This is a genomic window from Arthrobacter sp. MDT2-34-1 (assembly GCF_059091365.1).
Window position 1 is genome coordinate 1898619 of sequence record NZ_JBNHGO010000001.1, and the last position, 14790, is coordinate 1913408.

Here is a 14790-nt window from a genome sequence, read left to right on the forward strand (position 1 = left end):
TGCAGGCGGCAGCCGCCTGTCGCCGGCCCGGGACTCGGGGCCCGGGGCACTCCCAGCTAGGAGCCGATCTTCAGGCCGTTCCAGCCGCCTACACCTACAGTGATTCGCTGTTGGATTTTCTTCGAGGAGACCGGGTAAAAGTGCAGGTTGCCTTTCCTGTCGCGGGCGAGGATGCCGGACTGACCGGCGGTCACATGATCCTCGACAGCGGACAGGTGCGTCATGGCATTCCAACCTGACTTGGCGATCACCTTCCGGGTCTCGCTGATGAGGTTACCTTTGCCGTTGGAACGGTAGAGCTTCAACTGCCCGGCCGCGGTGCGGGCGATCAGATCCATCTTCTGGTCCGCGTCGAAGTCCAGAGCCATCACGTCCATGCCCTTCCAGTTGCCGGAGCTCAGCAACTTCCGCCGCTCGGGCTTTGTGCCGGCGGGATTCGCGTAGGAGTACAGCTTGCCGTCACGGTTCTTGGCGATGATGCCCGGGTACTTGTCGGCGGTCCTCCACCTGGTGACGAGGATGGTGTTGTGCTGCCATCCGCTCGTGCCCACAGTGGAGCGTTTGAAGCCACCGTTCTTCTGCCCGTAGTCGACGGTGAGCCGGCCGTCCTTCCAGTTGGCGATCAGGTCCTGGATGCCGTCGCCGTTCCAGTCGGCGATCTCCACCGCTCGCGCTGCTCCCCATCCGGCCGAAACGTAGGAGCGCTTGTTCAAGTCCCTCCCCTTGGCTGAGGGGTATAGGTAGAGCTTGCCTGCGGAGTCCACGGCTGCGACATCGCCGGAGTTGGCCTTGGCTGGGGCGACGGCGGCCGGCATGGCCTTCAGGTCGTTGGCGATCAACTTCGGCATGTCATAGGTGTAGTGCGTGACACCCGGGAGGATGGTCATCTTCGTATTGATGAACCCGAGGCTCTTGTATTTTTTCTCCGCGCTCTTGGCGGCGCCCAGGGCTGACCAGGTTTTCAGGCTGGTGCCGCCGCGTCCGTCGCGGCTGCCGCAGATCCAGTGCAGCTTCATCTTCTTCACCGCCGCGGGAGCGGCTGTCTCCATGCCCGTGTATCCGCCGCCGCCGACGATGGTGGCCCCGCCGCCCTTTATCCACTCCTGGCGGTCTGTGAGGAGCTCATAGGTGATGAACTCGGCTCCGCCGGAGTAGCCGTGGAACCAGATGCGGCGGGCATCGAGCTTGTATCCGGCGATCAGTGTTCCGGCCAGGGCCCGGAAGTAGTCACCGTTGCGGTCGGTGTCCTCCCACCAAGTGATGCCGCCCTTCTTGTCGGGGGTGATGACGGGAACCATGATCATGTTCTTCTTGACGGCCTCGGCCGCCATCTTCTTCATGATGGACCCATTGGGGTGGTGGACATAGGACTGCGCCGGGTAGGAGTAGTCGCCGTGGAAGACGAATAGGACGCCGACCGGCTTCTTCGTATCGATGCCGTTGGCGTAGACGTGGTATTTGCTGCTGACACCGTTTGGAGCGGTGTAGGTCTGGTAGGTCGCGCTGCGCGGTGCCGCGGCTTGGGCCGGAGTGCTGACAACCAGGGCTGATGCGAGCATAGTCGTCCCGAGGACTGCTCCCAGAAGCGCGCGGATGAGGGCCTTCATCAAACTGGATCCGTTCATAGTGCTGCCGCACTGCGCGAATGCGGGCACGGGTGCTAAGGGATGCAATCGGACGTAAGGGCTCATCCGTAAGGAATCTCGGCAAAGCGTGCCAGTTGCCGCTATCGAACCGCTCTAGCCGAACGTCATAAAGACGCTGGCTCGCAAAAACCGGCCAGAACCGCTCCGTCCTGTCGGCAGCGGTCCGGCCGCCTGTATCCTGCCTCGCTGCGAGATACTCAGGCCCGTCCCTTCAGGATCAGATGCCAGTAGACCTGCGGTAGAATCCGCCGGTCCATCACCCACTGCCAGCGCCGCTCCTTGGCCATCCTCAGGCCCGGGTAGCTCGGTTGGGGGCGATATTGGTCGTCGAACTCAGCAAAGAACGCGGTGCGGCGGCTCAGCGTGAACGGGCAGACTGAGTAGCCGTTGTAACGCGCGTCAGGCGCGCGCCCGCCCAGAACAGCGGTGAGGTTCTTCGCCAGTACCGTGGTCTGTTTGCGGAGCGCCCCGCCGGACTTGGAGTTCCGTGTTCCGGCGGCGTCGCCGAGGGACCAGACGTTGGGAAATCGCGGATGGCGCAGGGTCTCCGGATCCACCTCGACGAAGCCGCCACTGCTCCCTTTCTGCGGCAGCGACGTGGCCTTCAACCAGTTCGGCGCCGACTGCGGCGGAACCGCGTGCAGCAGGTCGTACCGGATCTCCCGGTTCCCCGACCCGCCGTCCAGCACCAGGGTCTGCGCCGCGGGGTTGACCGAGGCGACGGTGGTGGAGGTCCTCAACGTGATTCCGTACTCGTCGATCTTGCGCTGCAGCTCCCGGTCCACCTCCGGCATCCCGAAGACGGTAGGAGTCGGGACCACCATTTGGACGTCGATGTCCTTTAGCACGCCCTCTTGGCGCCAGTAGTCACAGGCCATGTAGGCAATTTTTTGGGCGGCGCCTGCGCACTTTGCGGCCCCCGGCGGCTGGGTGAATACCGCCGTGCCGGAGCGCAGCCCTCGCACCAGGTCCCATGTCTTGGGGGCAAGTGCGGCGTCGTAGTTGGACGAGCCGTGCGGCGAAACCATGGCCTCGGCCAGCCCCGGGACATCGCCCCAGTCCAACTGCAGGCCCGGGCAGACCACCAAGTGCTCGTAGCCAACGCGATCGCCTCCGGCCAGGACGACGTCGTTCTCCTCCGGCCGCACATCGGCCGCCTCCCCGCGGATCCAGTCAACCCCCTGCGGCATGACATCTGCCTGGGGTCGGACCGCTTCGGCCATCCGTGCAGCCCCGGCTCCTATATGGGAGAACAGCGGTTGGAAGTAGTGCTGATCCCGAGGTTCGATGATTGCGATGTCCTCGACCTTCCACCGGCGAAGCCGCGCGGCCAGTGAGATTCCCGCATTGCCGCCGCCGACAACCACTATTTGATGGTGCTTGTCCATGTTTCGGCCTTCCGTCGTTGGCGGCCGCGCCCCCGCTGCTGCCGCATCCGCCCAGTCCACAGCGCCCAGGGCCGTCCGTCAAGGCTGGAGCGAGCAGGGACCGGGTCATGAAACGTCGAACGTCGATCTCCAAATCCACATGTCCGCGCAGGATGTGGCTGGGAGATGGATGCTGCTGCCAAAGCCGAGGTGTCCGTTGGCGCCCTAATCCTGCGGCGTGACAAGAGAAAGCGTTGGCCTCGAGGCGCTTATCGCTGCCAAGGCGCGTGTGGAAAGTGTCTTGTCTGGGAACCGGGACCAAACAAGTCCCGAATCTTCAGTGGAGCTTAGGGGAATCGAACCCCTGACCTTTTCATTGCGAACGAAACGCTCTACCAACTGAGCTAAAGCCCCGGATGCGCGTGTTACCTGCGCATTCACACGTGTGTAAGGGTAGCGCATGGACCCGCGTGCACACCAAATGATCCCAAGCTATTTGAGGCGCCAGCCGCGTCGAGCTCGGACTACTACTTCTCCTGCAAAACGGAGAGTACGTTCCCTGACGGGTCCTTGAACCATGCGATGTAGGGGCCTTCTTCGCGGAAGATGCCCTTGTCGTCCTGGGCAAAACCCTCATAACGTTCGAAACGCACTCCCTGCGAGGCCAGTCCGGTCACGGCCGTATCGATGTCATCCACTTGAAAGTTGAGGATCGTGAAGCTCGCCGGAAGGGCGTCAGGCTGTTCATAGACAAGCGTGTCCCGGCCGCCGGCCAGATGCAGCCACATCAGCCCGTACTCCTCGGACGTTTTCAGGCCGAGAGTCTCACCGTAAAAGCGTTGCGCCTCCTGCAGATCATGAACGGCGATACCGCTGTATGCCTTGCTGTTGGTTAGCTTCATGGCTACCTCTCCAAGGTTGACCCGGCCGTGAATTTGCAGGGCTTGTCCCCACGTTCTGGGGGTCGACGCCGCCGGGGGGCGATCCATCACAGCGAAAGTCCTGCCCAACAGTGTTGCAGGCCCGGGGAGCTCGTGGAAGACGCTACCAACTCAAGTTCGGGAAGCCGGCGTCGAACCCACGGTCGTTTACCTGCCTGCGACGTCCGTGGCGCCCGCGCGAAGTACTCTCGAAGCGGTCAAATAATCACTGAAGCAGTTGACGAACCTGACTAATGGGCTTGCCGATAGTACTGGTGAGAACATCTCGCCCAAGAGGACGACAAAACGTCTGCAGTAGGCGCTAGCTTCAGAGTCATTGACATCTACACATTTGGGGACAACATGAAAAGAGCCTTTGTAACTTCCTCGATTTTGCTTGCTGCGGTAAGCCTAGTGTCTTGCGGGAGTACGTCAATCGAAGCGCAACCACCCACCGTGGTTCCGGTTCCCGAGGATCAGGAAACATCGGCCGCGCCCCTAAAACCGAGTCCGGAGTCCCCCGCTCCTGCGACGAAGGAGTCCGCTGAGAAGCGGACTAGCGTCCGCGGAAACCTTATCAAGGAGGTCGGAGAACCAGCTGGTTTGACAGCTCCAGATCAGAAGACGCAACTAGTGAACTTCGTCATCAAGAAAATCGACGTAGAAGTTGATTGCACCGAACCGTACGCCGAGAATTCGGAGAACGGGCACCTCATCGCCCTCCACATGGACGTGGAAACGATGGCCGAACTTAAGAACGAGCAACCGCCGACCTATTGGGTCACCGCTAATGACTTCAAATTCATCAGCACCGAGGGGACTACGTTCAACGGCCATCTCAGCACGATTGCGACGAGTATGTGTCTGCCTCAAGCAAAACTGCTCCCCAATGAAATGGGTCCAGCGGAAAAGGCAACTGGCCTGGTCCTGCTGGATGTTCCAGAAACGCAGGGGACATTGGTCATGTCCGTTTATGGGCAGGATGCTTGGGAATGGGAACTACCGTCGCCTGGTGATAAGGCCTGAAGCTTTAGTGGGAAACAGCAAGACCCCTGGCGGTCCGGCATCCGGACTGGCAGGGGTCTTCAGCTGTGTGAACAACAAGGTCGGGGCTTCGCGGGCCCGCAGACACTGCTCCGGCTTCGTGGGCCTGAACCGTGCACCTCAACGGACTAACAGCTTGTGGCTTCGCCCGATCTGATAGGTATCAGAGCACCTTTCCGACAATTCGTGCAAGCGCTCGGCCTACAATTGATCAGACTGTTCAAGCAGGAGTACGGCATTCGACAGGAAGTGGTCATTTTGCAGCAACTCGATGCGACGGACCGGCGGATCCTGCTGGCGCTGGATGAGGACCCGCGTATTCCGGTGATGATGCTGGCCCAGCGGCTCGGCTTGGCCCGGGCACGGTCCACTCGCGGCTGGAGCGCCTGGCGGCCTCGGGTTGCCTGCGCACGCACTCGGCCCGAGTGCTGCCGGAAGCCTTGAACCGCGGGGTGATGGCGATGGTGAGTGCGGAACTGGATCAGAGCAAGCTCAACGATGCGGTGCAAGCGCTCCGGAAGATTCCGGAAGTGCTGGAGTGCCACGCCCCTGCGGGCGATACGGACTTGCTGATCCGGGTGGTGGCCAGCAGCCCGGACGATCTGTACCGGGTAAGCGAAGAAATCCGCTTCTGCCCGGGCATCACCCGCACCTCCACGCAGATGTTCCTGCGCGAGGTGATCCCCTACCGCACCACGGGCCTGTTAAAGCAGGACTGATCGCCTGAAGCCAGAGCGGCACCGCCGCACCGCCGCGCCGGCCTAAACGAGCCGGTGGCTCGGATAGCCGGCCCGGGGCCCGCTAGAAGAAGAAATGCGCCAGCACACCGATCACCCAGACGGCGCCGGCGGCAAACGCACAGCCGAGCTCCACCAGCATGCCCAGGCCCACGGCCTTGAGCGCAGCCCAGCTGGCCCCGATCGCCTGGCCGAAGTCCCGCCGTCGTGCGTATTCGCTGAGCAGGAGCCCGGCGGCAAACCCGATGAACAGCCCGACGACGGGAATTACGAACATCCCGACCACACCAACCAGCACGCCCGCCAGGATTGACCAGTTGGGCACCTGCCTTTGTTTCAGCCGGCGCCCGGTGAGTACCAGGCTGGCCAGCATGCCGGCGGCCACGAAAACCATGCCGATCGCGAAGACCACCCAGCCCAAAGTGCTCTGCAGGACGATGGCCCAGACCAGCAGGCTGATGCCGATGGTGATGGTGCCGGGCAGCACGGGGACGACGATGCCGGCAATGCCGACGGCGATGAGCAGGCCGCAAAAGACGGTCGCGAGTATCTGGGCTTCCACCCACCCAGCCTACTGGGGTGCGGCGGGTGGATTCGGACGGGCACACGTGTGGGCGGCGCTTGCGCGGCTGGCTGGGCGTGGCTGGCTGTGCGTGTCACTAAAACGTGGCGCGCACCTCGTTTCCCCTTCGATCCCCGTTCATTCACACGGGCAACAGTTGAGGGGCCGGCCACCTCCAACGGCCGGCCATCACTCAACCGGAGGTCCAATTCGTGCACGCGTCCCCAACTCCGAAACCAGCCGGGCTGTCCCGGCCCCTGCGCCTGACCGGCGGGGCTCTGGCTCTGCTGGCTGCCGGCTCCATGCTCGGCCCCGCCGCCACCGCCGCTCCCGCCCCCGTCGATACTGACTGGGCCGCCTCGGCCTACCGGGGAGGCATCGACGTCGTTGATGCTCCGGATGCCAACCAGCAGACCCTCGACGGCACCGTCTTTGATGACAAGAACAAGAACTCCAGGCAAGACGTCAACGAACCGGGCCTGCGCGGTGTCACCGTCTCCAACGGCCGCGACGTTGTCCCCACGGACAGCCATGGCCGCTACGAACTGCCGGCGTTCGACAACATGACCGTCTTCGTTACCCAGCCCCGCGGCTACCAGGTGCCGGTGGACGACGACAACGTCGCCCAGTTCTTCTACCACCACCTGCCGGAGGGATCCCCCGACCTGAAGTTCGGCGGCATCGCCCCGACCGGGTCGCTGCCTGACAGGGTTAACTTCCCGCTGGCCAAGAGCAAGCTCACCCAGTCCCCGGAGCAACACTGCGCATTCGGGGCCGACGTACAAACCTATAACCAAAAAGAGGTGGAGTTCGCGCAGAACGGTGCCTTCGCCGACTTGGCCGCCCGCTCAGACTATGCCGGCTGCGGCGCGCTCTTCATCGGCGACATTGTCGGCGATGACTTGTCCCTCTTCGAGCAGACCCGGGAACTGACCGCCAAGCTCAACGGCCCGGCCCGCTTTCTGCCCGGCAACCACGACCTCGACTTCGACGCCCTCGACGGAGAGCACGAGTTTGACACTTACCGCAGCCAGTTCGGCCCGGAATACTACTCGTACGACGCCGGCAAGGCCCACGTCGTCGCCATGAGCAACATCGAATATCCGACGGCGATCCCCGCGAAGAAGAGCAATTACACGTACGCCCTCGGCGAGCGCCAGCTTGAATGGCTGCGCCAGGACATCGCGAAGGTGCCCAAGGACCGGGTGATCGTGCTGGCCGGCCACAGCCCGCTGCTCGAGTTCTACTACAGCGACTCTCACACCACGAAGCAGCTCCAGGCGATTTACGGGATACTCGAGGGCCGCGAAGTCGTTTCTTTGGGCGGGCACACCCATATGTCGGAGAACCTCCGGGAGGGCGACCTCATGGCCGGCTGGCGCGACGAGCTCGGCGACACGGGCCTGCCGTTCACCCACTTGACCGTCCCGGCAGTGTCCGGCCATTGGTACAACGGCCGGGTGCTCGCGGAGGGCTTCCCCACCGCCATCCAGCGTGACGGGACCCCTCCCGGCATCCTGACCCTGGATATCAAGAACACGGAGGTCCGCGAGCGTTTCACAGCCACAGGCGACGACGGCTCCGACCAGATGGCTCTGGGCATCAACTCCCCCGCCTACCGTGCCTGGTTCGACGAATACAAGAACCAGCGTGGCAAAGCCCCGTCCCCGGAGAACCCGAACGCGGTGGCCCAGGGCGAACTCGGGGAGACCTGGCTAACCACCAACTTCTGGATGGGCTCCACCGGCTCCACCGTGAAGGTCTCCATCGATGGCGGCGAAAGCACTGAAGCCGCGCGCACCCAGTCGATGACCGCCGACGACGTCCCGCTGATTGGTGCCGAGTACACCGATCCCACCGCCACCATCGAGCAGTTTGTGCACGGCGGCGGCCTGCACGACCGCACCTCCCACCTGTGGCGACTCGAACTTCCGGCCGGCCTGGCCGTCGGCGAGCACACCGCCACGGTCACCGCGACCGATGTGCACGGCCGCGAGTTCACCGAGACCATCACCTTTGAGGTCGTCGAGTAACCCTGCCTCACATCCGACGGCGGGTGGTCGCCTCACGCAGCCACCCGCCGTCGCTGGTTTCCGCTGGTCGGAGAGGGCCCTCAGGCGGTCGCGGCCTTGACGAGCGCCCCGACCTTTTCTTCCACTGCCGGGGTCCACTCAACTATTGCAAACGAGACCGGCCACATCGGTCCGTCGTCGAGCGAGGCCGCATCGTTGAATCCGAAGGTCGCGTAGCGGGCCTGGAACTTGGCCGCGCCCTGGAAGAAGCAGACGACCTTGCCGTCCGTGTTGGCGTATGCAGGCATCCCGTACCAGGTCTTGGGAAGAAGCTCCGGCGCGTTCGCGGTGACGAGCGCGTGAATGCGTTCCGCGAGGACACGGTCGGCGTCGGGCATTTCGGCGATCGCGTCGAGCACGGCGCGCTCGTTGTCGGCCTTCTTCTGGCCGCTGCGGCCCTGTGCCCTCAGCTCCTGGGCCCGCTCCTTCATGGCGGCACGCTCGGCCTCCGAGAAGCCGCCCGCATCGGACTTCTGATTGGTGCTCATCTCGATCTCCCTCGTACGAATCACGACCGACAGTAGCAGCCACGCGGGGCCGCGGGCTTCTCGAATCCTGCTCGGTCCGCGAAAAAAACGTAGCCGTCGGCGGGCAATCTGATATACGGTGCAGCGATACCTCGCGGCTACGGGGCGGGGCTGGTTAACGGAAGGCGCGGGGACATCATGGACGACGCACAGAACCGCCAGGACCTGACCCGGCAAATCGACCAGCGCCGTGATGACATCAGGGCTTTTCTTCGCCGCGCGCGTCCCAAACGCAACCGCCTGACCAATGTCAGCATCGTCGGGAGCTCGGTCGTCGCCGCGTTGACGGCGGGACCGGGCTTCGGCCAGAACAATTTCAACACGGCCGTGGCGGGCGCTTTCTCGCTATCCAGCACGTCGATCGTCTGGCAGGTCATCTGTATCCTGGCGTCGATCCTCTCCCTTATCGCCGCGATTGCGTCCGGCCTTGCCAACTCCCGCAACAGCGCGGAGCAGATCTCGACGGCCGAGTCCGCCAGCGCGCAGCTCGACGGGCTGCTGACGGCCCTGAAGTACGGCCAGCTGCCGGTCGGCGACGCTGCGCGGCTCTACCAGGAGTACAGCTCAAAAGCGGCCTTCATCGACTAGCCGCTCCCGCGGCCACCCGCCGGCCCGGCCCCGAGCGGCGCCGTCTGAGCCCGGAGCGGCGACGGGGTCAGCGCGTCGACGTGCGCATCGGGCTACCGCACGCCTTTGATTTTGACCACGAAGACCGCGCCTAGCAGGCCGATCACCGCGGAGAGCGCGAACAGCGCGGTGTAGCCGCCGAGGTAGAGCACGGTGGGGGCGGCGATCAAGGGGGCGATGACCTGCGGCGACGAGGCCGCGATGTTGATGACGCCCATGTCCTTGCCCCGGTCGGCGGCGCTCGGCAGCACTTCCGTGAGCAGGGCGAAGTCGACGGCCAGGAACATGCCGAAGCCCGCGCCGAGGACCATGGCCGCGCCGACCACGGCCGGCCACGCGGGCGTGATCGCCACGATGACCGACGCCGTCGCGATGGTGATCGAGGACGCGATGACGAACGGTTTGCGGCGCCCCACCCGGTCGCTGAGAGGTCCGCCCACCACCGCCATCACCACCACCGCGGCCGCATAGACGCCGGTCAGCAGCAGCACGCCGCCGGCCGGGTCCGGATGCCCCACGGCGTCCTGGAGGAAGAAGAACAGGTAGAGGGTGAAGATGTTGTTGCCCAGATTGACCAGGAAGCGGGTCAGCCACGCCCAACCGAAGTCGGGGTGCTTGGCCGGGGAGATCCAGAAGCCCTTCAGGAAGCCGGGCCAGGCGAAGGGCGGGCGGTCGGCCTTGCGCAACGGGGTGTCCCGGCCCGCAATCACGAACGGAATGATGCTGGCCAGCAGGAATACGGCGCAGTAGATGTAGCCGAGGACGAAGCCGCCGGCCAGGTTGGCCAGCACCGCGCCCATCACAATGCCCAACGTCTGCCCGATCGCCGCCAACCCGCCGATCTGGCCGCGCTGCCGCCGCGGCACGCGGTCCGGGATGCTGGCCGTCACGGCCGCGTAGGCACCGTTGCAACCCGCCTGCACCAGGCACCAGCCGATCACCATCACCGCGATGTTGGGGGCGCCGGACAGCAGCAGCAGCGCGGCGAAGCCCAGGACGCCGCCGGCCAGGGCCCACGGCACCCGTCGTCCGAACCGGGAGGTGGTGCGGTCGCTCAGCGCCCCGAAGACCGGATTGGCGACGAGGGACACGGCGGCGCCGAAGCCGGTGGCCATCGCCAGGACGGCTTCCTTGTTCACGGCATCGAACGCCTGCGACTGCTGGGCCAACAAGACCTGCAGCGGGCCGAAAAAGGCCGCGTTGATGCCGAGGTTGGTCAGCAGGACGGCGGTGACCCAGCCGGCCCGGACCTTGATGGTGGGTTCCCGGAACGCCGCCGGAAGGTCGAGCGCCGGCACGGGATCGCGCGGTTCCTGGACGGACATGGCCACAACCCTCCTCACCGACGGCGCGGCCTGGCCGCGGTCCCCTGTTGTTGCAACAGCGTACAGCCGCCGCCGCGCAGGCCGGTAAGAACTGCGGGGAGGTCAGCCGTAGGTCAGCCGGGCCAGAGCCCTGCCGGGACGTCAGCCGGCGGAAGCAGCGGCACGCTGTCTGGCCAGCTTTTTCAGCCCGTGCGAGACCTGGACCGGCTCCGGCCAGCGCGGCGCCAGATTGTCCCCCAGCGTGACGCCCCTGAGCTTGCGGCCGAACATCGGGACCACCCACTCCTGCAGCCAGTCGCGCTCGCGCCGGAGTGCCGCGCGCCAGCCCGCCCGCACCGGAGCCTCCGGCCGCTTCAGCCTGAGTGTGTGCTCCACGCCGAGGGCCTCCAAGACCCTGGCCGCCATGTACTTGTGCCCCAGCGCGGACATATGCAGCCGGTCCGTGTCCCACATCCTCCGGTCCTGATAGAGGTCGAACGCCCAGTGGTCCACCAGCACCGCCCCGTAACGCCGGGACAGGTCCCGGACGGCCTCGTTGAACACCCAGTTGCGCCGCCGCATCGGCTCTAGGACGGGCGGGAGCATGACCTCAAAGCCGGTGAAAAGGATCAACCGCGCACCCGTTTCGGCCAGCCGGCGGACGGCGGATTCGTACTCCGCCAGGAGTTCCGGCATGCTCCGCTTAAGCTCCAAAATGTCGTTGCCGCCGGCATAAAAGGAGACCAGGGTTGGCTGCATCTCGATGGCCGGTTCCAGCTGGTCCGCGATGATCTGGTGGAGCCGCTTGCTGCGTACCGCCAGGTTGGCGTAGCGGAAGTCCGGGTCCTGCTTGCCCAGCTGCTTGGCCACCCGGTCGGCCCAGCCGCGCACGCCATTGGGAAAATTGGCGTTGTAGTCCCCCACGCCCTCGGTAAAGCTGTCGCCCAGCGCCACGAATAGTCCGCCCATCTGCCGAAGACTAGCGGCGCCGGGCGACGCACCGGCAAACACGCGGTGAAGTCCGCCGCTGTGCCGGCCAGGTTGTCCGCGGTTATGAGTCCCGGGCGAGCGGGCAGCTTCCCGCCTGCCGTCAGGTGGGGTCGGGAACCAGCTCCGGCGGCTCGAAGATCCACGGCTGAAGCGGCACTGCGTCCGGACCGAACTCGGACAGCAGCTTGGCCAGCGGAACGTCCGGCAAGCCCAGCGAGGCCAGCAACAGACCGCGCACCGCGGCCGCGTCCAGCCCGGCCAGCTCGAGTGCGCCCAGGGTCACCGCGCCATCGCGCTTGGCCAGGCGCCGCCGTCGTTCGTTGAGGACCAGCGGCACGTGGACGTATTCGACCGGCGGCAGCCCCAGCAGCGACCCGAGGTATGCCTGCCGCGGGGCGGAGGTCAGGAGGTCGTCACCGCGCACCACCTGGTCCACGCCCTGTGCGGCGTCGTCCACCACCACCGCGAGGTTGTAGGCGGGTACGCCGTCGTTCCGCCGCAGCACGAAGTCGTCAACGACGCCGGTGTAGTCGCCGTGCAGCCGGTCGGGCACCGTGTAGCTGGCGGTGGAAGCGCGCAGCCGCAGGGCCGCGGGGCGGAGTTGGCGGCGTTCCTCGCGTTCGGCGTCGGTGAGGTTGCGGCAGGTTCCCGGATACGCCCCCTCCGGAGCATGCGGCGCGCTGGGAGCCTCGGCGATTTCGCGCCGCGTGCAGAAGCATTCGTAGAGCAGGCCGGCCTCAGCCAGCTGTCCGAGCGCGTGGCGGTAGACCGCCGCGCGGTCGGTCTGGCGCACCACCTCGCCGTCCCAGTCCAGGCCGATGGCCGCGAGATCCGCCAGCTGCCGGGCCTCGAACCCGGCCCGCGCACGGTCAAGGTCCTCCACCCGGATGAGGAAGCGGCGGCCGGTGCTGCGGGCAAAGAGCCAGGCGAGCAGCGCGGTGCGCAGGTTGCCGACGTGCAGTTCCCCCGAGGGGCTGGGCGCGAACCGACCGGCGGGACTATGGGCTGCTGGCACGTCCCCACGGTAGCAAACGCCTCCCCGCCCGCGCGGGTGTTGCCGCGCCTATTAGGCTGGTGCTATGAGCACACCCGTCTCCCCCATGGAAACCCCCATTGCCGTCACCGGCGCCACCGGCGAGGTGGGCGGCATGGTCGCCAGGATGCTGGCGGAGCAAAACCTTCCACAGCGGCTGATTGTCCGCGACCCGTCGCGTGCACCGCAGCTGCCCGGGACGACGACGGCGACTGCCGGCTATGGCGACAAGGCCGCCGTCGCCGCCGCGCTGCAAGGCATCGAGACAGTATTCATGGTGTCCGCCGCCGAAGCCGAGGACCGGCTGCAGCAGCATTTCACCTTCATCGACGCCGCCATTGATGCCGGCGTGCAGCACATTGTCTACACCTCGTTCATCGGTGCGACCGAGGACGCAACGTTCACGCTGGCCAGGGACCACTACGCCACCGAGGAGAAACTGCGCGGAACCGGGCTGAAGCACACGCTGCTGCGCAACAACTTCTACGCAGACGTCCTGCCGTCGTTCGCCGACGAATCGGGCGTGATCCGTGGTCCGGCGGGCGACGGGAAGGCGGGCTTCGTGGCCCGCGAGGACGTAGCCCGGGCGGCCGCGACCATCCTGGCCGAACCGATGCCCCATGCCGGCTTCACCTATGAGCTGACCGGCCCGGAGTCGGTGACCCTGGCCGAGGCGGCGGCGGCCATCGCGGAGGCAACGGGCCGTCCGACGTCGTTCCTCAACGAAACGGTGGAGGAGGCCTACGCGAGCCGGGCGCACTACGGCGCCCCGGACTGGCAGCTGGATGCCTGGGTCAGCACCTACACGGCAATTGCCGCCGGGGAACTGGACCTGGTGACCCACGACGTGGACCTGCTCACCGGGCGGCCGGCGCTGAGCCTGCGGGAGCTGTTCGGCGTCCGGGGCTGAGCTGCGGGAGCTGTTTTGCACGACTGAACCGGCGTCCGCGACTGAACCAACACCCGGGCCGGCGCCGACGGTGCCGCCCGGAACCCTGCGCGCCCCGAACGTGGAGCGTGAACGAGGAGCTTAGGCGTTCCAGAGTCCGTAGGAGTCCGCGAGCGATGAAATCTTTTCGGCGCGGGCGAGCCGGGGAAGGTAGGAACCGTCGCCCACCACCGCGCCGGCGGCGTGCGCGTCGAGGAGTTCGTGCGCCCACTTGATCTCCGACTCGCTGGGTGAGAGTCCCTTGTTGATGGTGTCGGCGGCGTCGGTGAGCAGGCAGAGCTTGCCCGTCATGCCCATGGACGCTGTCACCTTGCACGCTTCCAGCAGTTCCTCGCCGAGCGCGCCGACGGTCGGGCCATCGATGGGGCCCGGCAGCTGGCCCACGCGGGAGGCGACCACCAGCCGGGAGCGGGCATACGCCAGGGCCATCGGAGAATCGCTGGCCCCGGTGTCGCGGCGGAAGTCGCCCACGCCGAAGGCGAGGCGGAAGGTGCCCGGCGCGCGGGCGATGTCGGTGGCGTTCTCAATGCCGACGGCGGATTCGATCAGGGCGAGCACCGGGGTGCCGGCCTGCAGCCGCATGGCCGTGTGCGTGACCTGCTCGGGCCTTTCCGTCATCGCCAGCATGACGCCGCGCAGGCCCGGCGCCTTGGACAGGGCGGCCAGGTCGTCCGCCCAGTAGTCGGTTTCCATGCCGTTCACGCGTACCCAAGCGGTCATGCCGGTGGACAGGGCCTCCACCACCCGTTCCCGCGCCGCGGCCTTGCCCTCCGCCGGCACGGCATCTTCCATGTCGAAAATGACGGAGTCTGCTTCAGAGGCGAGCGCCGGCCCGAAATTCGCTTCGTCCGCCGCCGAAGCCAAAAGCCAGGAGCGAGACAATTTTGCGGGAAGGGCGGCAGCACGGCGGTTTCTTAAAGCGGACATACCCCTAGCCTAATGTTTCCGCCGCCGGGGCCACCAATGCAGGGGCGAATGCCGATGAGGCAGGCGCCACGTGCGTCCGCGCCGG

13 protein-coding genes, 1 tRNA gene and 1 pseudogene are annotated in these 14790 nt (G+C 65.9%); 5 read left to right on the plus strand and 10 right to left on the minus strand.

Annotated features, from left to right (window positions below):
• Positions 1–56 precede the first annotated feature (56 nt).
• The 4 genes from AC5RVV_RS08855 to AC5RVV_RS08870 form a co-directional block, all read right to left on the minus strand.
• Positions 57–1559 (minus strand): alpha/beta hydrolase family protein, encoded by a 1503-nt coding sequence (locus AC5RVV_RS08855; RefSeq protein WP_494000956.1) that lies wholly within the window; start codon positions 1557–1559, stop codon positions 57–59.
• Positions 1560–1843: 284 nt separating this feature from the next.
• Positions 1844–3034, minus strand: coding sequence for an NAD(P)/FAD-dependent oxidoreductase (locus AC5RVV_RS08860; protein WP_494000957.1), 1191 nt, complete (start codon positions 3032–3034; stop codon positions 1844–1846).
• Positions 3035–3354: 320 nt separating this feature from the next.
• Positions 3355–3427, minus strand: a tRNA-Ala gene (locus AC5RVV_RS08865).
• A 113-nt stretch (positions 3428–3540) separates the two neighbouring features.
• On the minus strand, positions 3541–3915 hold the full coding sequence (locus tag AC5RVV_RS08870; RefSeq protein WP_494000958.1) for a VOC family protein: 375 nt from the start codon (positions 3913–3915) through the stop codon (positions 3541–3543).
• A gap of 651 nt (positions 3916–4566) precedes the next feature.
• Between AC5RVV_RS08870 and AC5RVV_RS08875 the strand changes: the two genes are divergently transcribed.
• Positions 4567–4959 (plus strand): hypothetical protein, encoded by a 393-nt coding sequence (locus AC5RVV_RS08875; RefSeq protein ID WP_494000959.1) that lies wholly within the window; start codon positions 4567–4569, stop codon positions 4957–4959.
• Positions 4960–5235: 276 nt separating this feature from the next.
• Positions 5236–5696 (plus strand): annotated as a pseudogene (locus AC5RVV_RS08880) (Lrp/AsnC family transcriptional regulator).
• Positions 5697–5778: 82 nt separating this feature from the next.
• Here the strand turns inward: AC5RVV_RS08880 and AC5RVV_RS08885 are convergent.
• The gene (locus tag AC5RVV_RS08885) at positions 5779–6276 is read right to left on the minus strand and encodes a DUF456 domain-containing protein (RefSeq protein WP_494000960.1); all 498 of its coding nucleotides are present in this window, start codon (positions 6274–6276) and stop codon (positions 5779–5781) included.
• Positions 6277–6488: 212 nt separating this feature from the next.
• Here AC5RVV_RS08885 and AC5RVV_RS08890 point away from each other — a divergent pair, with 212 nt between their 5' ends.
• Positions 6489–8309, plus strand: a complete 1821-nt coding sequence (locus AC5RVV_RS08890; protein WP_494000961.1) for a calcineurin-like phosphoesterase C-terminal domain-containing protein — start codon at positions 6489–6491, stop codon at positions 8307–8309.
• 80 nt (positions 8310–8389) lie between these two features.
• Here AC5RVV_RS08890 and AC5RVV_RS08895 read toward each other — a convergent pair whose 3' ends face one another.
• Complete coding sequence (locus AC5RVV_RS08895; protein ID WP_494000962.1) at positions 8390–8836, minus strand: iron chaperone; 447 nt, start codon at positions 8834–8836, stop codon at positions 8390–8392.
• A gap of 177 nt (positions 8837–9013) precedes the next feature.
• On the opposite strand from AC5RVV_RS08895, the gene AC5RVV_RS08900 reads away from it, so the two are divergent.
• Positions 9014–9463 (plus strand): hypothetical protein, encoded by a 450-nt coding sequence (locus AC5RVV_RS08900; RefSeq protein WP_494000963.1) that lies wholly within the window; start codon positions 9014–9016, stop codon positions 9461–9463.
• Positions 9464–9555: 92 nt separating this feature from the next.
• On the opposite strand, the gene AC5RVV_RS08905 is transcribed toward AC5RVV_RS08900, so the two are convergent.
• From AC5RVV_RS08905 to gluQRS, 3 genes are all read right to left on the minus strand, one after another.
• Entirely contained in the window at positions 9556–10827 is a 1272-nt protein-coding gene (locus AC5RVV_RS08905; protein ID WP_494000964.1) for an MFS transporter, read from the minus strand.
• Between the two features lie 141 nt (positions 10828–10968).
• Positions 10969–11775 carry an SGNH/GDSL hydrolase family protein gene (locus AC5RVV_RS08910; RefSeq protein ID WP_494000965.1) on the minus strand — a complete coding sequence of 269 codons (807 nt, stop codon included), beginning with the start codon at positions 11773–11775 and terminating at the stop codon, positions 10969–10971.
• Between the two features lie 121 nt (positions 11776–11896).
• A complete protein-coding gene (gene gluQRS / locus AC5RVV_RS08915; RefSeq protein WP_494000966.1) occupies positions 11897–12811 on the minus strand; it encodes a tRNA glutamyl-Q(34) synthetase GluQRS in 915 nt (304 codons plus the stop codon).
• A gap of 64 nt (positions 12812–12875) precedes the next feature.
• Here gluQRS and AC5RVV_RS08920 point away from each other — a divergent pair, with 64 nt between their 5' ends.
• Positions 12876–13739 (plus strand): SDR family oxidoreductase, encoded by an 864-nt coding sequence (locus AC5RVV_RS08920; RefSeq protein WP_494000967.1) that lies wholly within the window; start codon positions 12876–12878, stop codon positions 13737–13739.
• A gap of 120 nt (positions 13740–13859) precedes the next feature.
• On the opposite strand, the gene AC5RVV_RS08925 is transcribed toward AC5RVV_RS08920, so the two are convergent.
• On the minus strand, positions 13860–14705 hold the full coding sequence (locus AC5RVV_RS08925; protein WP_494000968.1) for an HpcH/HpaI aldolase/citrate lyase family protein: 846 nt from the start codon (positions 14703–14705) through the stop codon (positions 13860–13862).
• Between the last annotated feature and the right edge of the window lie 85 nt (positions 14706–14790).